Below are 17,483 nucleotides of genomic sequence, written 5' to 3' on the forward strand. Positions count from 1 at the left end.
AGAGATATGGAACAGGTGACCCGTGCTTGGTTTGATGAGGTGTTAGTCCCCACCTATGCGCCCGCGCAGTTTGTGCCGGTGCGTGGTCTGGCCTCGCGTCTGTGGGATCAGCAGGATCGTGAGTATATCGACTTAGCGGGCGGGATTGCCGTCAATGCCCTGGGTCACTGCCATCCGGCTTTGGTGCAGACCCTGATCGAGCAGGGACAGAAGCTGTGGCATGTGAGCAACTGGATGACCAACGAGCCCGTGCTGCGTCTGGCGCGCAAGCTGGTGGATGCCACCTTTGCCGATCGGGCCTTTTTCTGCAACTCGGGGGCCGAGGCTAATGAGGCGGCCTTCAAGCTGGCTCGCCGTTACGCCCATGAGCAGCATGGCAGTGCCAAGGATCAGATCATCGCCTTCCACCAGGGATTCCATGGCCGTACCTTCTTCACCGTGAGCGTGGGTGGTCAGGCGAGTTACTCCGATGGTTTTGGTCCCAAGCCGGGTCAGATCCAGCATGTGGCCTACAATGACCTGTCGGCCCTCAAGGCGGTGATCTCCGATCGTTGCTGCGCCGTGGTGATGGAGCCCCTGCAGGGGGAGGGCGGTGTCCTGCCCGCCGATCTGGCGTTTGCCAAGGCAGTGCGCGAGTTGTGTGATGCCCATGATGCCCTGCTGATCTTCGATGAGGTGCAGACCGGCATGGGCCGTACCGGTAGCCTGTTTGCCTACATGCAGTTGGGGGTGGAGCCGGATATTCTCACCACAGCCAAGGCCTTGGGGGGCGGTTTCCCCATAGGGGCTATGTTGACCCGGGAGGCTATAGCCCAGGTATTCAAGCCGGGGGTCCATGGCACGACCTTTGGTGGTAATCCCCTGGCCTGTGCCGTGGCCGAGACGGCGTTTGATCTCATCAATGATCCGGCCTTGCTGGCTGGCGTCAAGGAGCGCGAGGGATGGTTCCGCGAGACGCTGGCCGGGATCAATGCCCAATACCACTGTTTCAGTGAGGTGCGGGGCCAGGGGCTGCTTATCGGGGCCGTGCTGACCGATGCCTATCATGGTAAAGCTAAGGCCTTTGTCGATGCCGGGATCGAGGCCGGTGTGCTGGTGCTGGTGGCCGGAGGCAATGTGGTGCGCTTTGCTCCGGCATTGAACCTTAGCCGTGAAGAGTTTGAGCTGGGCATGAGTCGCTTTACCGAGGCGGTGGCCAAGGTGGTCGGCTAAGATTTGTTCTAAGATCTGAGCTAAGGTCATCAGGCAGGGCCAGATAGTGGCTCACCTTATCAAGGGCTACCCGTGCGGGTGGCCCTTGTTGTTTTTGGTGTCCTAATCTTGTGGGCCTGACTCCTGGAGCAGACCTCGCAGCAGGGTGAGTGCCTGGTGCAGTTGGGCGCGGCTGGCGCAGGCCATTAACCCCAGGCGGATGGCGGCAGGCGCCTGCTGGACATCGGTGGCAAAGTAGCTGGCAGAGGAGACCAGCACACCCGCCTGGCGAGCGCGAGCCGTCAGCTGCTCGGCCGTGAGGCCAGCGGGCAGGCGTAACCAGCCATGCAGGCCGCGTAGCTGGTGTTGATAGTTGCTGCCCAGCAGATGGTAGGCCAACTGCTGTCTGGCTTGAGCCTCCTCGATTTGCGCCAGGCAGATCTGCTCGGCATCGCCCGAGGTGATCAACTGGCAGGCCAGCTCCAGGCCCAGGGGGGAGGGCATCCAGATATGGGTGCGAATGGCGCGCTGCACGGCGTCGGCGGCCGAGTCAGGCAGGCAGAGAAAGCCACAGCGCAAGCCGGGTAGCAGACACTTGGATAGGCTGGTAAGCGACAGGGTACAGTCAGGGGCTAGCTGATAGAGGGAGGGGAGCTGGCCGCGCAGGGTAAAACCATAGATATCATCATCGATCAGGGTCAGCTTATGGCGGCGTGCCACCTCGATCAGCGCCAGCCGCCGTTTGAGCGGCATGATGGCGGTCGTGGGGTTTTGCTGACTCACATTGACAAACAGCAGGCGCAACGGCGCCTGGGCACAATACTCAGCGACGGCATCGGGTAACAGCCCCAGCTCATCCATGGCCAGTCCCTGCAGAGGGCGTCCCAGGCTCTGGCAGAGGGCGATGAGCCCGGGATAACAGAGGGCTTCACTGGCCACGGTTTCACCTGGCTCACTCAGCGCCAGCAGCAGGGCCTGTAGCCCATGTTGAGCACCATGCACCGGTAAGATCTGGTGGCCGGCGGCCAGTGGAATACCCAGCCAGTTAAGCCAGGCCTCGGCCGCGTGCTGCTGATGGGGAAGCAGGGGGCTGGCGGGATACCCCAACTGCGCCGTGGTGAGCTGCTGGGCCAGGGCGGGCAGGGCCCGCTGCAGGGCGGGTTCGGCCAACGAGAGTAACGGCTGGATTATGCTCAGATTAAGGGGGGTGGCGAGGCTTGGGGAGTGGATCACCTGATCCAGGGCCAGCTGACCGCGCACGAACGTACCTTGCCCGACCTGGCTTAACAGCAGACCAAGCCGCTCTCCCTCCGTATAGGCGCGAGCCACTGTGGTCGGGTTCACGCCCAGTTGTTGGGCCAGGCGGCGGATGGCAGGCAGGCGCTGGCCTGGCCGCAGGATCCCGGCCTGGATATCTTGGCGTAGGGCGGTGAGCAGTGCCTGATACCCGGGTTGCATTACTCCAGATGGTAGCCAGCTAGTCATACAATCCTCTTTTTTGTATGGCCTGTATTGTGGCGCAAAGCCCGCGGCTTGTCTTGAGGCAGAGCGCGACACCTCTTAAGGTGAGAGTGAACCGCATCGGCGCTGGAGAAAACAGAAATGAAAGTTGCATTCATAGGTCTGGGGGTCATGGGCTATCCCATGGCGGGTCATCTGCAATGCACATTGCAGGCGTTGGGTTACCAACTCTGCGTCTACAATCGCACTCAGGCCAAGGCCGAGCAGTGGGTCGCCGAGTTTGGTGGCAGCTGGGCGGCGACACCCGCTGAGGCGGCGCGCGGCGCCCAGTATGTGATGGTGTGTGTGGGCAATGATGAGGATGTGCGCAGCGTGGTGTATGGCGCCGATGGCGTGTTGGCCAGCCTGCCGTCAGGGGCGTTGCTGATCGACCACACCACCACCTCGGCCTCCCTGGCCGAAGAGCTGGCTACGCGCTGCTGCCAGTCGGGTGTCGCATTTCTTGATGCGCCTGTCTCGGGCGGCCAGGCCGGAGCCGAGAGAGGCGCCTTGACCATAATGGTGGGGGGGGAGGCGAGCTCGCTGCAACAGGCCGAGCCCTATTTGGCCAGTTACGGCCAACGCATCACCCATGTGGGGCCTCATGGTGCCGGTCAGCGCTGCAAGATGGTTAATCAGATCTGTATCGCCGGTATCTTGCAGGGGATCAGTGAAGGGCTCACCCTGGCCAAGCATTGTGGCCTGGACCCGGCTCTGGTGGCACAGGTGCTGGGGGGGGGCGCGGCCCAATCCTGGCAGCTGGATAACCGGGCCTTGAGTATGGCTGCCGACCAGTTTGACTTTGGCTTTGCTATCGAGTGGATGCACAAGGATCTGGGCTTCTGCCTGCAGGAGGCCGCCCGACATGGGGTCGAGCTGCCACTGACTCGAGAGGTCGATCAGCACTATCAGGCGTTGATGGCTAGAGGCTTGGGGCGTTGTGATACGTCTGTGCTGATCCGGCAGTTTGATTAGCGCCATTTGGCTAGGGCGAGACGCCCACAAAAAAGCCCGCACGGATGCGGGCTTAAGCAACTAACCATCTGGTTTAGCGGGTGCCAAACACCACGATAGTCTTGCCGTGGGCGGAGATCAGGCTCTGATCTTCGAGCATCTTCAGGATGCGGCCTACGGTTTCTCGTGAACAGCCCACGATCTGGCCAATTTCCTGGCGGGTGATCTTGATCTGCATGCCATCCGGGTGAGTCATGGCATCGGGTTGGTGAGCCAGATTCAGCAGGGTTTGCGCGATGCGACCGGTCACGTCCAGGAAGGCCAGGTTGCCGACCTTTTCACTGGTGGTCTGCAGACGGCGGGCCATTTGTGAAGAGAGGCGGATCAGGATCTCTGGGTTGACCTGGATCAGCTGACGGAACTTCTTATAGGAGATCTCGGCAACTTCACAAGGACTCTTGGCGCGAACCCAGGCGGTACGGGTCGGGTTTTCGCTGTCATCAAACAGCCCCAACTCACCGATGAAATCCCCCTGGTTCAGATAAGAGAGGATCATCTCTTTGCCTTCTTCATCCTTGATGAGTACGGCAACCGAACCCTTGACGATAAAATAGAGGGTCTCTGCCTTTTCGCCGGCATGGATCAGCGTGCTCTTGGCCGGATACTTGTGTATGTGGCAATGAGACAAAAACCACTCTTGGGTCGGATCGCTTTGCGGCTTGCCAATAACCATTGTTAGTCCTCTTAGTTTAGCGATACCCGGCAAGAAGCGGATTGCCAGGCTATGTCCTTATTATCGTTGCCGTAGCATAAGGGCCTAAGGCCCCGAATGGCAAGGTCTGACCGGAGGGACAGCCTTGCAGGCAGATGCTGGTAACCTGGGGCTCTGGCTGACAGATTTCGATCTTCGGTATGTTTTACCAAGATGGCATACAACAACCGGAAAACTGTGTCTCGATCCGCTTGCTGACAGCAGATTGCTCTAGGTTCAGTCCCTTCATCATACTCATCACCCCTAGTAAACAGAAGTGAAGTGCGGTAGTCACCAGGACTCAAGGATGAGGTTGTGATCCTGATCACTGGCTGGTAGAGATAAACGCCATGTGCCACTCATTTTTTGTGCTACCGCTATGTCAGGCTCGAACGGATCAATCCTTCTGCTCGTTGTGAAATTCTCGTTTGAGCATGATATTCACGGTTTCATGCAGCTCGCTAAAGACCAGCACGGCTTCGCCGCTGGCCAGTCGTTGCCGTACCTCGGCTACCTTGTCGGCCAGCCCCACCTCCTGCTCACCATAATCCGTACCTTCGCGCAGCACGAAATGTTCAATCAGGTTATCCAGGGTGGAGGGATCCAGATCTTGCCAGGGGATAAACATGGTTTGCCTCATCAGTGAGCGGAGCGTTGGGAATCATAGAGCGCGTTTGTTATTACGGCTGGCTCAGAGCAACTGCCGTGTGGCGGCATCCCCTTCCAACAGGCGCGCCAATACCGCCAGGGCGCGATCCAGCGCCACATTATCCAGTGGGTGGCTGATGGAGAGCCGCACGGCCTGCGGGGCGGGGAAATGGCCTGCGGCAAATAACTCGGCACCCGCCAGGCCAATGCCCTCAGCCTCGGCGGCCTGGATAAAGCTGGCCGAGCGCCAGTGCGGGGGCAGCTCCAGCCAGGCATGCATGCTATCGGCTGTGTAGTGCAGTTTGAAGCGTCCCAGATGGTGTTGCAACAACTGGGCACGCTGGCTCAGTTGTGCTCTTTGGGTGTGAAGCATGCGATCGGCCTGACCGTTTTGCAACCAGCGACAAGCCAACTCCACCAGGAGCGGGCTGACCATCCAGCTGGCCCCGCGTACGGCCTGGCTGGCGGCCGCTTGCAGTTGCGGCGGGATCAGCATATAGCCGATGCGCAAGCCCGCACTGATCCCCTTGGAGAGGCTGCCCAGATAGCAGACCCTGTCGGGAGCCAGGTTCACCAGTGGCGCCGGACGGCTGGTGGGCAAGAGCCCATGGACATCATCTTCGATCACCCAGAGCTGATATTTTTCACACAGCTGCAACAGGGCCTGACGGCGGGCCAGTGACATGGTGGCCGTGGTGGGGTTCTGCTGGGTAGGTATGAGATAGAGGATCCGGTAGTGACCATGCTGGCAAGCCTTCTCAAGGGCCTCTGGCAGCAGCCCCTCCTCATCCATGGCCAGCCCCTTGAGCTGCAGGCGCAGGGAGTGAGCCAGGGTCGAGAGGCCCGGGTAGGTCAACCCCTCACAGAGGATGGTCTCACCTGGGGCGCCTAATGCCATCAGGCTCAATAGCAATCCATTCTGGGCGCCATAGTTGAAGAGTAACCGCTCTGGATCCGCTGCAATGCCGTGCTGCTGTAACCAGTGGCTGACGCGTTGGCGCTGATCCAGACGTCCTTCGGCACAATCATACTCCATCAGGCTGTTGACCAGGCCAGGTTCATCCATCAGCTCTTGCAGGGCTTCGCGGAAGGCGCCTTCGCGATCTTGTGCCACGGGCAGGTTTTGCCATAGTTCGATGCGATTGGGGTCTGGTTGGCGAATATGCCAAGCCAGCGCCTGCTCCCCCTGCTGATCTCGCACGAAGGTGCCTGAGCCAACGCGCGCCTGCAGTAATCCCGCATGTTCGGCTTCGCTGTAGGCCCGGGTGACGGTGCCGACCGTGATCCCCAGTCGTTCGGCCAGGGCTCTATGGGTGGGCAACCGCTCGCCTACGACCAATTCCCCCTGGCTAATGGCCGCCCGGATCGCTTCCAGCAGTTGGCGGTAGAGTGGGCCTTGGCCATTGAGTTGAGGCGTCCAAATTGTCATGGTGACAATAATCTCATTGATCCAATCATTGGCTCATATTACCGTGAATTCGTGCCGTGAAACAGCACAATCAGGCGTTTTTTCCTGGTTTGTATCGATACAATTGCATCCAGATGCGTTTTCTATCGCTCAATCCATTTCTGCTCTTTGAGTCGTAAGGAGACGAAGCAATGACTTATGAATGGCTATTACCCCTGGCGGGATTTGCCTGGGTGACCTGTATTACCCCTGGGCCCAACAATGTGATGTTGACAGCCTCGGGGGCGCGTTTTGGCTTTCGCCGCACTCTGCCCCATGTGCTGGGGATTGCCGTCGGCATGGGGGTGATGCTGTTGGCGGTGGCCAGCGGTTTGGGGCAGCTCTTCTTGCACTGGCCCCTGTTGCAATCGGCGCTCAAGGTAGCGGGCTCGGCTTATCTGCTCTGGTTGGGTTGGATGATTGCCACGGCACCGCCCATGGCCAGTGGTGCTGAGCCAATGAACGAGGCGCCCCCCACGCAGGAAACACGGCGGCCCTTTTGTTTCTACCAGGCCGTGCTGTTCCAGTTCGTGAATCCCAAAGCCTGGTTAATGTCGATCTCGGCTATCGGCAGCTTCACCCTGCTGGGGAGTCACTACTGGGGCTCGGTGATCCTGCTGGTCGTGCTGTTTTGCCTCATCTGCTGCAAGACGTGCCTGCTCTGGGCCCAGTTTGGCGTACAGATGGGGCGTTGGTTGCGCTCCCCCCGTGCCTGGCGCAATTTTAATCGCATCATGGGGGTGATGACGGCGGCCTGTGTGGCGGTGATTTGGTATTAAGCGCGCCCCTGGGTTGGGGCGCAGAGGCGGGCGCTAGGTAGCTGTGCTGGCCACCACTAAGTTGGAGAGAAGATGAAGACAATCGGTTTATTGGGCGGCATGAGTTGGGAATCGACCGTGCCTTACTATCAGCAGATTAACCAGTTGGTGCGTGAGCGTTTGGGCGGGCTGCACTCGGCCAAAATCGTGCTCCATAGTGTGGACTTTCACGAGATCGCCCAGCTGCAGCGCGCCGGTAACTGGGATGAGGCCGAAGCCATATTGAGCCGTGCCGCTCAGGGCTTAGTGGCAGCGGGGGCGGAACTGCTCATCATCTGTACCAACACCATGCACAAACTGGCGACACAGATTGAAGCCGCCGCCGCTATTCCGCTGTTGCATATTGCCATCCCCACGGCGGAGGCCATCCAGCAGGCCGGGTTGCGCAAGGTGGGGTTGCTGGGAACGCAGTTCACCATGGAGCAGCCCTTCTACCGGGAATTGTTGCAGACGCGCTACGGTCTGGAGGTACTGATCCCCACCGCAGTCGAGCGCGCGGAAGTGCATAGGGTGATCTTTGAGGAGCTGTGTGTGGGCGTGGTGCGAGACGACTCTCGTCAGCGTTATCAGCAGATCATGGCGAATCTGGTGGCGCGCGGGGCCGAGGGGATCATTCTGGGCTGCACGGAAATTGCCATGTTGGTGAGCCCCGAGGCGGCTGTCGTGCCGCTGTTTGATACCACCTCACTCCATGCCCGCGGCGCGGTGGAGCTTGCGCTGGCATGAGATGGTAAAGTAAGCCTCTGGCCTATGCCTTGTTATAAAGGTTGAGATAATGATGGAACCCCTCTGGTTTGGCTCGCTGCTGGTTTTTGCCCTGATCACCTGCGGCACCCCTGGACCCAATAATATGTTGTTGACGGCGGCGGGGGCTAACCTTGGGGTGCGCCGCAGCCTGCCCATGCTCTTTTCCGTGGTGACGGGGCTGAATCTCATCATGCTGGCGACCGCCCTGGGGCTGGGCGTGTTATTGCACTCTCATCCGCTATTCCACACCGCTCTCAAGGTCTTGGGCTCCCTCTATCTGTTGTGGTTGGCCATCAAGCTGGCACAAGCCGGCGAGCCGGGTGAGCGAAGCCTCAGCGAGATGCCGCGTTGGCATCAGGCGGCGCTGTTGCAGCTGCTCAACCCCAAGGGATGGTTCATGGCCCTGTCCGCGATAGGCGGCTTTACCCTGGCTGAGGAGGCTTACTGGCCATCGGCGTTGGCCATTCTGCTCACCTTCTTTGGCATGGGGATAGTGACCGGGGGCGTCTGGGTGCTCTTTGGCGCTCAAGTCAGGCGGGTGATCCGTTCGGCACAAGGGTGGCGACGATTTAATCTCGGCATGGGGTTGGCCACGGCCGCTTGTGTGTTGATGGTTTGGATCTAGCCCCCCAGAGAAGAGTTTAGCCCGCTGTTGGCTAGTCTTTATGGCAAATGAGTGTAGAATTTGCGCCGATTTTGCGCCCATTTTCATAAGACGGATTTCATGACAGAACAGCTGCACGAGGCGGATCCCTATAAGGAGATCCGTCCCTACAATGATGATGAAGTACCCGCCGCGTTAGCGCGTCTGGCCTGCGATGACGAGCTGTTGGGCGCCATTGCCCATTTTCGTTATCCCACCCTCTCCCGCTGGTTAGGCTGGTTGTTGAAGCCGTTGATCCGCTCTGTGCTGCAGCGTCGCTGGGCTCGCGTGAAAACGGTGCGAGATGTGCAGATGGAAGTGGCGCACTTCATGGAGCAGATGGTGGCCTCCACCACGGATGGGGTCACCTATTCCGGCCTGGAGCAGCTGGACTCCAGCAAGGGCTACCTGTTTATCTCCAACCACAGAGATATCGCCATGGATCCCGCGTTGGTTAACTGGGGGCTCTACAAGTGCGGGCTGGAAACGGTGCGCATTGCCATAGGTGACAACCTGCTGCGTAAACCCTGTGCCACGGATCTGATGCGTCTGAACAAGAGCTTTATCGTCAAGCGCTCGGCCAAGGGGCCGCGGGAGATGATGAAGGCCTTCACGGAACTCTCCTCCTACATCAGCCACTCCCTGCAAGAGGGGCACTCCATCTGGATAGCGCAGAAAGAGGGGCGGGCCAAGGATGGGGATGACAGAACCGATCCGGCCATCCTCAAGATGTTCTATATGGCGGGCAAGCAGCAAAAGCGTGCCTTTGCCGACTATATGCAGCAGCTGAACATAGTGCCGGTCGCCATCTCCTATGAGTTCGATCCGGGCGCTGAAGCCAAGGCGCGGGAACTGCTGGAGCGAGCCCAGACGGGGAGTTATGAGAAGGGGGAGTTTGAAGATATCGAGAGCATAGTGGCGGGGATCATCGGCTTCAAGGGTCGAGTCCATGTGAGCCTGGGCAAACCCCTGAACGGCGAGTTTGCCACGCCAGAAGAGCTGGCTCAGGCCATTGACGGGGCAATCCACCACCAGTATCGCCTATTTGCCAATAATCGGCTGGCGGCGGGTTTGAATGATGAGGTGACCGAGGCCGAGCGCCAGCGTTATGACGCCCATCTGGCGGCCCTGGCCCCCGAGCTGCGGGAAACAGTGCGGGCCATGTATGCGCGCCCTGTTATCAACCAGCAGCAATATGAGCAGGCTTGAGCCTGCCTCTTATACACATCTTAGGTCATGTTGTGAGATAAATGCCGAGAAATGCCTCGAACAGCTCCTCCCCCTGCCAAGGGGGAGGTTGGGAGGGGGTGGCTTTTGATCTTTCACAAGCACAAAAGCAAACCCCACCCCAGCCCTCCCCTTGAAAAAAGGGGAGGGAGGGCTTTGCTGCCCTCTGAACTAAGGAAAAACTGCAGCACCTTTCCTCTATTACTGAACAACTGGAGGGAGTGGTGTATAAGAGTCAGTGCTTGAGCCTGCGACAAAGGCAGATAACAAAAGGGCGCCCTGAGGCGCCCTTGCTATTTTGCCCTATGGCTAACCCTTTCAGGCTACGGCACGCAGCGCCGCGGCGTCTGAGTCTATGACCAGGATATTGGCACGGCGGAAGAAGTTGAACTCGGTCGCCGAGGCCCAGGTATAGGCGCCCATCATCTTACCCACGACCAGTTCACCCAGCTCCAGCTCCGGCAGCATGATCTCTTCGGCAATCACGTCAATACTGTCGCAAGTGGGGCCTGCCAGCACGGCTGGGTGGCATTCCCCCTTGGCATAGGGGGCACTCTTGGGATAGTCGATATGATCGAACAACTGGCCACTGTAGCTGCCATAGAGACCATCATCCAGGTAGTACCAGGTACGACCGAAGCGTTCGGCCTTACCCATGACGCTGGAGAGTGAGGTCATGGCGGGGGCGCTCAGGAAACGGCCCGGCTCGGCCAGCAGACGAATGTTCTTGGGGGTATTGGCCAGGGCGGCGCGGATTGGTGCGCAGAAGGCATCGATATCCAGTTCACTGCCGCTGCCTGAGTAATCCACCGGGAAGCCGCCACCGATATCCAGCAGCTGCAGACCCAGACCTTGAGCCTCGGCTTGACGCAGCAGACCATTGCAGGCCTCGATGGCTTCCACATGGCGCTTGGCATTGGGCACTTGGGAGCCCACATGGAAGGAGAGGCCAATCACCTCAATTCCCAGATCCTTGGCTTGCTGCAGCAGGGGCAACACCATCTCGGGTGTGCAGCCAAACTTCTTGGAGAGATCGACCTTGGTCTCCGGATTGGGGAAGCTGACGCGCAGCAGCAGCTTGGCCTGGGCCTTGTGCGCCACAAACTTGCCCAGCTCCACCGGGTTGTCGAATACAAAGATGTTGCAGCCGTACTCCAGGGCGTGGCGGATATCGGAATCCCGCTTGATCGGATGAGTATGGATACAGTCGTTCGGGTTGATCTGGGCTCCACGCACCAGATCCACCTCGCCATTGGTGGCGAGATCAAACTTGGCGCCCTCGGCCATCAGCGTCTCGACCACACCCAGATGGGGCAGGGGTTTGAGCGCATAATGCAGAGTAACACCCGGCAGCGCCGCTACCAGGGCCCGATACTGACGGCGCACGGCCGCCTGATCCAGCACCAGCAGGGGAGAGCCATATTGGGCCACCAGGCCACGGTAGTCGATTCCCGGAACGAATTGGCTGTTCATCTTATGCAAACACCTCACAAAAGGGCCATGGCCCTGTACCAAGTTGAGCCCCGACAACTGAATGGCCGGGCGACGATATACACAAACGCGCGCATTATCGGGCATCTGCCTGACTATGCAATACCTATAGGTAAATGGTCATACCGGATCCTGGCTGAAAAAGCGGCATTAGGAGCATTAACGGTGGGGATATCTGTGGTTTTTCGGCTTAAAAATCTAACATTATCGACAAAAGACGGATTAAAACATGTTGATCACGCGGTGATTGGCCCCTGGGGAAGAATATTGTCGCAAAGTGTATTTAATGAATAAATTTGCTCATCAAGAGAAGTCTTGTCATTGCTGTGGGGCGTTTTGCTCGGCTAAAAAAACACCCCCTTAAAGAAGGGGGTGTTTGCAGTGGGCGGCTAGTAAAGTTCTTGCCAGGAGACGAGGCCATTACACTGGATCTCGGTCGGGATCTTGGTAATGGTGCCATCCGATTTTTTAACATAGTTAAAGAGCACCGTATTCCCTCTCCCATTGTTCTTGCATACCGAGGCGGAGGTGGTCACCAATGGATCGGGTGCCGGTGGGGGCGGAGTGGGTTCGCCTGGATCTGGGTTTGGGGTCGGCACGCCATTCGGTTTACCTGTGATGACACTGCCGCTCTCCAGGCCCATAGCGGGTGGCTCGGTTAGCTGGCTTTGTTGTAATTGTCCTGTCCGCACATCGAATTGCATATACCAACTCCTCCCCCCGTAGGCGCAGGTGTCGGCATCGGGAAGCAGAGTCGTGACATAGAGAATATTGTCATAGACCCATGGATTAAGAACGACGCGTTCCCCCTTGTTGGTTAATCCTGTTTGGATCAAATCCAGATACCAACCGTGGTTAGTCACCCAATCCACCGCCGTGTTGCTGACAATTCGGTGATCCTTGCCATCGACCGTTGTGGTACCAGTGATCGTTTGCTGGATAAGGTTGTCATCCTTGGTAATGGTTGTGGTGGTGTTGTTATCTCGAATAGCGTAGATGCTCTGGGTTGTCGCCCCAGCGATCTGTTTATCGCTGATCTCGACAAATTTACCTGTGCCAAACATGACCAATTGGCCTCCTGCCGAAGAGCGGGTGACGGCAGGCCGAGTGGTGATGGTTTGCCCACGGCTGGCGGTAAATAGTGGGATGGGGGTGTTGCCATTGAACAGGCTGGATTTCCAGTCATCGATCGAGCTGGGGCTGATATCAAATTTCCATAGATTTCCATACAGGTCGCCAGCGTAGATCTTGTCTGCACGCCCTGAGCCCGTACTATCCACAATAAGCGGCTGTGCCATGGCATTGGATGAGTAAGTGGCTTGGTCACTGTCACCCGAGCCCGAATCCAGTTTCTTTAACAGCTCCCCGGTGAACAAGTCGACTATATAGATAACGGCATTACCTGTGCTGCTGGCTTGGCCATCGGCGGCCTTATTGTTGTAACCATTACCAAAAATGGCCACCCAGCGATCCGTCTCGTCAATTCTCAATTTGACAATGGAAGGCATGGCACTGTAGTACCCCATGTCGACATCATTTTTATCGGTAAATTCCCAGAGTACCCGGTCTGATGCGGTCAAACTGCCACTGCTCAGATTGGTCAGATCCAGCGCATAGATACCCTGGCCACCATGGCCCAATGAGCCTATGGCTATGGTTTGCCTCGCACCATCACTATTGACTACGGTTTGTAGATTGATGCCGCCATCCACATAATATTGGTGGTTATAGTTGCTCTCACTAAAGCGCGGTAATTTGCTATACACCGGGCTGGGGACATAGGCAAATAGCTCCTTACCGCCATCACTGCTGTTGGCGCTGGCATCCAGTACATGGACCATGCCATCGTTGGCCCCGACCATGATGAAGGGCTTGCTATCCCCACTGCTCTTGCCATAGACAGGGGTGGAGTGAACTATGGTGCCCAGCAGGCCAGTCCGTTTCCTAAATGAGGTTGTCAGGCCAGGTACAGTCGTAGACTCATAGGTGCGAACGCCGCGCAGATAGTTTACCAGCGCCTGAACATACTCCAGTTTCTGGCCTTGATTCGTAAGTGTGACGCCCGTCACTAACTCATTGATCTGGTTTTCTGCCAAGCCCGTAGCGGAGCCAGTCAGGCTGTCGGGCTCAGTAAATTCCCGTTTGCTGCTCTGCCAACTGCTCCCCGCTTGTGCTTGGGTATAGGCCAGGGTAAAAATTTTGCGGTTGCCTGGCGTGGTGCCCGCCAATTGAGTGGTACCACTCCACAGCGGGGTGCTGGCAATATTCCCGTTATTCTCCACGTTAAAGGCCTGAACATCGCCCGTCCAATTTTCTGTTTCAAAGAAACTGTTAAAGGCTAGGGATGCACTATCCAATTGTAAGGTGCTGAAACCTACGGCGTTAGCGGCCAATTTGCCTGGTTTGGCGTTATTTAACGCATCTTCCAAGCTGGTTTTAAGATCGCCTGCATTCGTCACCAAGTTATAACCGGCTGGTTTTGCTACCGTGGGGCCGCTGCCTAAACCTGCTGGCTCTTTAGTTGGGTCATCCACATCGTAATATCCCCAGCGGGCGGCATACCAGAGCGGTGATTTAAAAAACCGGGCCGCGGCAGTAGGGCTGGCGGTAAAGGTGCGGGTTACGGACGTATTCTCGGTTATAACCTTATTCGCTGCACCTTTACCATTGGGATCTGTTTTGCGGTAGTTAAGTGGATATGGAAGATCTGCTGAATCTAACGTGTCAAGATAATAGGGTTGGTTTCTATTGTCATCGATATTATTTCTTACATCCAGATAGAGGCCATCTTTATTTGTGCCGGAAATGATATAGCCGGCATGTATCTCTATGTCGCCGAGAATTTGTGTCTGTTCTGGAGTCGTGATGATGGTCAGGGCACCGCTAGGGTTGATGCTGTATGCATATTGAACCAGGAAATCTTTGTCATGGTCGGCAGCTTGCTCTACATCTTCGAAGTTGACCCGGAAGGTGCCAGATTTTCCATCGGCGGCTTGGCTTTCCACATAATAGTCCACTATGGTGCTGGTGGGTTGGAACTTTCCTGCCGCCGGATTGATAATTCCACCTGTCTCACGCCACGCTTTAACCGATTTGGCAAAGGGAATAAAACTAATATCAGCTTTATTATCCCCATTGGTATCGAATTTCATCTCTGGCAAAGGGGAGGCCAATGCGACGGCCAGCGTCTTGATGCCCTGGGTTTTGGCGTGGTCGGGGAAGCGATCAAATTTATTACTGAAATAGGCAACGGCTGCAGAGTAGAAGCTGCCCTGTTTGGTGGGCTCCTGGGGTGACAGGCCGCGGATCTGGGCCAGATCCGTGATGCTCTTGGGGGTGGGGGCATTTGCCGTTATGGCTGCACTGGGGTTGGCCAGATCTTGGCCAATATAGAAACTATTATTCGCCAGATCCCCCTCTTTGCGGGTGATCTCCATGGCTGCATCGGCAGCGTTGAAGCTGGAGATGTTAGCGGTCGTGCCAGTGTGGCCTGTGCTGGACGCACTGCTGGCTGCTGCAGCTGTAAAGGCAGTGCCTGGCAACTCGTCCGAGTCGTAAGAGGGGTTAATATCGCTCAGCACCAGATTATAGGCGGGCGTACACCAGGGGTGGCCGCTCCCTGTGGCAAACGGATCGCGCCAGGTAGCCTGGGTTAAACCCAACTCATTATCTTTGGATCCTGCATCGGTATAGGTATAACTCGTGCTGGCCGTGGTTTCACCGGCAAAATAGCGTAGTGACTCAAATAACATCTCGGCAATCGGGTTTCCCCAGTCACGACATTCGCCATTGGTAATGGCGCGGGAGGATAACCAGCCATTAGTTCCACAATTGCTATTGGTATATTTGTGTGTTGCGTAGTTGAACCCACTAATTCGCAATCGGTCCAAATTATAAATGATGCCCTGAGTAGCCGTATTGATGGTACCATCGCTGTTGATTTCGTTATTGGTGTTGTTGTTTGTGGAGGGATTTAAGGCCGTCGCATTTTTACGCAGTACCCCACCAGACAAGTTTTTTTCATAACTACCTGAGATCAAGCCAAAATGGTAGGCCGGTGATCTTCTAAGGCCAAACTCCTGTAATACGCCATCCGGTTTATAAGTGGTAACACCATCTACTGTATAGGGCACACACCCCTCTTCATTGGCATTATTCCGGGTGGGATCAAATATCAGATCTGTCACACAGACATCTACCTTGACCTCAAGGTCTGTAATTCGATTATTGGCAACTGGAAAGGTAGAACCATTATTACTGATGGGTTTATCCATGTCGTTACCCGCCAGAACGCGCTCTTTACCTGCCCATTGCCAGGGCTGATTGGGTGGGCAATTTAGGTTCTCTGATAGGGCTAATTCCACCAACCTAAGTAATGGCCTGCCATCATTCTCGCCGACACTGGTATTGGCAAAGTGATAAACTATATTTAAATTACTTTTAGGGGTGTAATCGGCAATGCTGTAACTGGGAGGGGACTCGGACTTACACTGGGTCAGATTACCGCCTACGTTATAGGCCGGTTTCCAGACTTTCCCCCAACTATGGGCGTCTTGTGGTATATAACTACGGATCAAGACAGTCGAGCTAGCCGTATCGGTTGATCTTTTCCCGCCATACAATACTTTACGCAAGGCATCGATGCGTGATGTGGTCAGGTAATTAAGGAAGTTACCACTCCATTTTCCTGGTACTGCCGGTTTAGGTGGTGCTGCCGGTGTTCCCGTGCATTTTCTTAAGTCCCCATCTGTTGCCCAGCTTGTGGGTGTGAATTTGTTATTAGTGGTATTATAGTCATAACATTTATTGGGGTCGAATAACCCAAAATATTTAAACCTGGGCATAAACTCGGTATCGAGCCGGCCATCCGCATTCAGGTCGCTGGCATCGTTGTACGCTTCGTAGTAGAGGGTGTGGTCGCGCCCCATTACCAGCATGACCATAGGCGCTACCGCCTGTTGGACAAACAGCGGTTGGTTGGGCAGGGCCAGGTCGCTGGCATGTGCCCAGGGGGTGCAACACAGCAGACAAAGCGAGAGGTATCTGATCTTCATAGGTAAGCTCCAGTTGTCGGCGTGTTACCAGCAGTTGCTGCTATTGCCCGTTGCTGTCTTGTTGCCGGTACGATCCATGGTCAGTGTGCCACACACATCACTGGTTTGAGATGAGCCCGATGTGGGCGTCGCTACTACGGAGTAGTAGGTTCGGCTAGACCCTGAAATAGAGAGTGTGTAGTAATTATCCGTGCCATCCTTGGGTACTTTGGTGGCGAAGAGTGTCGGCACACCATTCGAATCCGCGCCAGCATAGCTAAAGTTCAAGGCATAATAGCTTTCCATTTTTTGGGCCGCATCAACCAATGCACTCTTGGCCATTTCGCGGCGGGCATTCTGCACATGTCGCAAGTAAGAGGGAACAGCGACTGCGGCCAGTATGGCGACGACCACCACTGTGATCATCAGCTCCAGAAGCGTAAAGCCAAAATGGGATTTGAGTTTCATCTGTACCGTCCTTGGCTTATCTGGTTGCATCTTCGTAGGTGTTAAAAATGAAATAGGCTCGTAACAAACTGCGAGCTGAACCAGGCCCATTGGCTCGGGAGGTTACTCGGTAAAATCTTCTTATCTGCTTCTCTTCCACATTACTGTTTACTTGAATACTTTCTCGGTATTCGATGCGGTAGCGTGGGTCACTACCGGTTTGTGCATGCAATTCGGCAAAAGAGTGAGTATTGGTGTTGTTCCAATTACTGTCTGTTAACCACCAGTTGTAAGTGGCCATTGATGTGGTGATTGAACCTGGGACTCCGGGTGTGAGTAGGGATACATTATTGACTATGGTCTCTCTGAATTCAGCGTCGGCACGGTTCATCGCCGAGAGCGCTTGGGTCTGCCCTTGTAGTTGATCGGCGCGGGAGCTACTCATCTGTTGATTGCGCATGCTGGATTGTCCTACGGCAAGGGCGATAATGCTGATGATGATCAGTATGACCAGAGCGCTGATGAGGACCATCCCACGTTGCGATTTGAACATATAGCGTCCTTGTGGTTCCTGGGCTTGCAATAA

The 17,483-nt window shown here is 56.3% G+C and carries 15 protein-coding genes; 7 read left to right on the plus strand and 8 right to left on the minus strand.

Annotated features, from left to right (window positions below; all coding sequences use genetic code 11):
• The first annotated feature begins 6 nt into the window (after positions 1-6).
• Complete coding sequence (locus ACZYTD_RS14420) at positions 7-1,212, plus strand: aspartate aminotransferase family protein (RefSeq protein WP_463893036.1); 1,206 nt, start codon at positions 7-9, stop codon at positions 1,210-1,212.
• Positions 1,213-1,314: 102 nt separating this feature from the next.
• On the opposite strand, the gene ACZYTD_RS14425 is transcribed toward ACZYTD_RS14420, so the two are convergent.
• Positions 1,315-2,676 carry an aminotransferase-like domain-containing protein gene (locus ACZYTD_RS14425; RefSeq protein WP_463893038.1) on the minus strand — a complete coding sequence of 454 codons (1,362 nt, stop codon included), beginning with the start codon at positions 2,674-2,676 and terminating at the stop codon, positions 1,315-1,317.
• 117 nt (positions 2,677-2,793) lie between these two features.
• Between ACZYTD_RS14425 and ACZYTD_RS14430 the strand changes: the two genes are divergently transcribed.
• Positions 2,794-3,666, plus strand: a complete 873-nt coding sequence (locus tag ACZYTD_RS14430; RefSeq protein ID WP_463893040.1) for an NAD(P)-dependent oxidoreductase — start codon at positions 2,794-2,796, stop codon at positions 3,664-3,666.
• A gap of 73 nt (positions 3,667-3,739) precedes the next feature.
• On the opposite strand, the gene crp is transcribed toward ACZYTD_RS14430, so the two are convergent.
• The 3 genes from crp to ACZYTD_RS14445 form a co-directional block, all read right to left on the minus strand.
• Positions 3,740-4,378 carry a cAMP-activated global transcriptional regulator CRP gene (gene crp, locus ACZYTD_RS14435; RefSeq protein WP_463893041.1) on the minus strand — a complete coding sequence of 213 codons (639 nt, stop codon included), beginning with the start codon at positions 4,376-4,378 and terminating at the stop codon, positions 3,740-3,742.
• A gap of 415 nt (positions 4,379-4,793) precedes the next feature.
• On the minus strand, positions 4,794-5,024 hold the full coding sequence (locus ACZYTD_RS14440; protein WP_463893043.1) for a YheU family protein: 231 nt from the start codon (positions 5,022-5,024) through the stop codon (positions 4,794-4,796).
• 63 nt (positions 5,025-5,087) lie between these two features.
• On the minus strand, positions 5,088-6,473 hold the full coding sequence (locus ACZYTD_RS14445) for an aminotransferase-like domain-containing protein (protein WP_463893045.1): 1,386 nt from the start codon (positions 6,471-6,473) through the stop codon (positions 5,088-5,090).
• A 170-nt stretch (positions 6,474-6,643) separates the two neighbouring features.
• Here ACZYTD_RS14445 and ACZYTD_RS14450 point away from each other — a divergent pair, with 170 nt between their 5' ends.
• The 4 genes from ACZYTD_RS14450 to ACZYTD_RS14465 all read left to right on the plus strand — a co-directional run bounded on the left by ACZYTD_RS14450 (position 6,644) and on the right by ACZYTD_RS14465 (position 9,908).
• Positions 6,644-7,270 carry a LysE family translocator gene (locus ACZYTD_RS14450; RefSeq protein WP_463893046.1) on the plus strand — a complete coding sequence of 209 codons (627 nt, stop codon included), beginning with the start codon at positions 6,644-6,646 and terminating at the stop codon, positions 7,268-7,270.
• Positions 7,271-7,342: 72 nt separating this feature from the next.
• Positions 7,343-8,035 (plus strand): aspartate/glutamate racemase family protein, encoded by a 693-nt coding sequence (locus ACZYTD_RS14455; protein WP_463893048.1) that lies wholly within the window; start codon positions 7,343-7,345, stop codon positions 8,033-8,035.
• Positions 8,036-8,087: 52 nt separating this feature from the next.
• Positions 8,088-8,681: a LysE family translocator gene (locus tag ACZYTD_RS14460; RefSeq protein WP_463893092.1), complete on the plus strand. Its 594-nt coding sequence runs from the start codon at positions 8,088-8,090 to the stop codon at positions 8,679-8,681.
• Positions 8,682-8,780: 99 nt separating this feature from the next.
• The gene (locus ACZYTD_RS14465) at positions 8,781-9,908 is read left to right on the plus strand and encodes a 1-acyl-sn-glycerol-3-phosphate acyltransferase (protein WP_463893051.1); all 1,128 of its coding nucleotides are present in this window, start codon (positions 8,781-8,783) and stop codon (positions 9,906-9,908) included.
• 336 nt (positions 9,909-10,244) lie between these two features.
• Here the strand turns inward: ACZYTD_RS14465 and ACZYTD_RS14470 are convergent, their stop codons facing one another.
• Positions 10,245-11,399: a type III PLP-dependent enzyme gene (locus tag ACZYTD_RS14470; protein WP_463893053.1), complete on the minus strand. Its 1,155-nt coding sequence runs from the start codon at positions 11,397-11,399 to the stop codon at positions 10,245-10,247.
• Positions 11,400-11,426: 27 nt separating this feature from the next.
• On the opposite strand from ACZYTD_RS14470, the gene ACZYTD_RS14475 reads away from it, so the two are divergent.
• Positions 11,427-11,711, plus strand: coding sequence for a hypothetical protein (locus ACZYTD_RS14475; protein WP_463893055.1), 285 nt, complete (start codon positions 11,427-11,429; stop codon positions 11,709-11,711).
• A 95-nt stretch (positions 11,712-11,806) separates the two neighbouring features.
• Here the strand turns inward: ACZYTD_RS14475 and ACZYTD_RS14480 are convergent, their stop codons facing one another.
• The 3 genes from ACZYTD_RS14480 to ACZYTD_RS14490 are packed head-to-tail and all read right to left on the minus strand — an operon-like array spanning position 11,807 to position 17,450.
• A complete protein-coding gene (locus tag ACZYTD_RS14480) occupies positions 11,807-16,471 on the minus strand; it encodes a pilus assembly protein (RefSeq protein ID WP_463893057.1) in 4,665 nt (1,554 codons plus the stop codon).
• A 24-nt stretch (positions 16,472-16,495) separates the two neighbouring features.
• Positions 16,496-16,918, minus strand: a complete 423-nt coding sequence (locus ACZYTD_RS14485; RefSeq protein WP_463893058.1) for a type IV pilin protein — start codon at positions 16,916-16,918, stop codon at positions 16,496-16,498.
• 16 nt (positions 16,919-16,934) lie between these two features.
• On the minus strand, positions 16,935-17,450 hold the full coding sequence (locus tag ACZYTD_RS14490; RefSeq protein ID WP_463893060.1) for a PilX N-terminal domain-containing pilus assembly protein: 516 nt from the start codon (positions 17,448-17,450) through the stop codon (positions 16,935-16,937).
• Positions 17,451-17,483: the final 33 nt, after the last annotated feature.

The organism is Pseudaeromonas sp. HNCC25DJ180 (assembly GCF_055413345.1).

Bases quoted from the DNA above. Each gene is read 5' to 3' on its own strand.
- ACZYTD_RS14420 (WP_463893036.1), top strand. From the start codon at position 7: ATGGAACAGGTGACCCGTGCTTGGTTTGATGAGGTGTTAGTCCCCACC.
- ACZYTD_RS14425 (WP_463893038.1), bottom strand. From the start codon at position 2,676: ATGACTAGCTGGCTACCATCTGGAGTAATGCAACCCGGGTATCAGGCA.
- ACZYTD_RS14430 (WP_463893040.1), top strand. From the start codon at position 2,794: ATGAAAGTTGCATTCATAGGTCTGGGGGTCATGGGCTATCCCATGGCG.
- crp (WP_463893041.1), bottom strand. From the start codon at position 4,378: ATGGTTATTGGCAAGCCGCAAAGCGATCCGACCCAAGAGTGGTTTTTG.
- ACZYTD_RS14440 (WP_463893043.1), bottom strand. From the start codon at position 5,024: ATGTTTATCCCCTGGCAAGATCTGGATCCCTCCACCCTGGATAACCTG.
- ACZYTD_RS14445 (WP_463893045.1), bottom strand. From the start codon at position 6,473: ATGACAATTTGGACGCCTCAACTCAATGGCCAAGGCCCACTCTACCGC.
- ACZYTD_RS14450 (WP_463893046.1), top strand. From the start codon at position 6,644: ATGACTTATGAATGGCTATTACCCCTGGCGGGATTTGCCTGGGTGACC.
- ACZYTD_RS14455 (WP_463893048.1), top strand. From the start codon at position 7,343: ATGAAGACAATCGGTTTATTGGGCGGCATGAGTTGGGAATCGACCGTG.
- ACZYTD_RS14460 (WP_463893092.1), top strand. From the start codon at position 8,088: ATGGAACCCCTCTGGTTTGGCTCGCTGCTGGTTTTTGCCCTGATCACC.
- ACZYTD_RS14465 (WP_463893051.1), top strand. From the start codon at position 8,781: ATGACAGAACAGCTGCACGAGGCGGATCCCTATAAGGAGATCCGTCCC.
- ACZYTD_RS14470 (WP_463893053.1), bottom strand. From the start codon at position 11,399: ATGAACAGCCAATTCGTTCCGGGAATCGACTACCGTGGCCTGGTGGCC.
- ACZYTD_RS14475 (WP_463893055.1), top strand. From the start codon at position 11,427: ATGGCCCTGTACCAAGTTGAGCCCCGACAACTGAATGGCCGGGCGACG.
- ACZYTD_RS14480 (WP_463893057.1), bottom strand. From the start codon at position 16,471: ATGAAGATCAGATACCTCTCGCTTTGTCTGCTGTGTTGCACCCCCTGG.
- ACZYTD_RS14485 (WP_463893058.1), bottom strand. From the start codon at position 16,918: ATGAAACTCAAATCCCATTTTGGCTTTACGCTTCTGGAGCTGATGATC.
- ACZYTD_RS14490 (WP_463893060.1), bottom strand. From the start codon at position 17,450: ATGTTCAAATCGCAACGTGGGATGGTCCTCATCAGCGCTCTGGTCATA.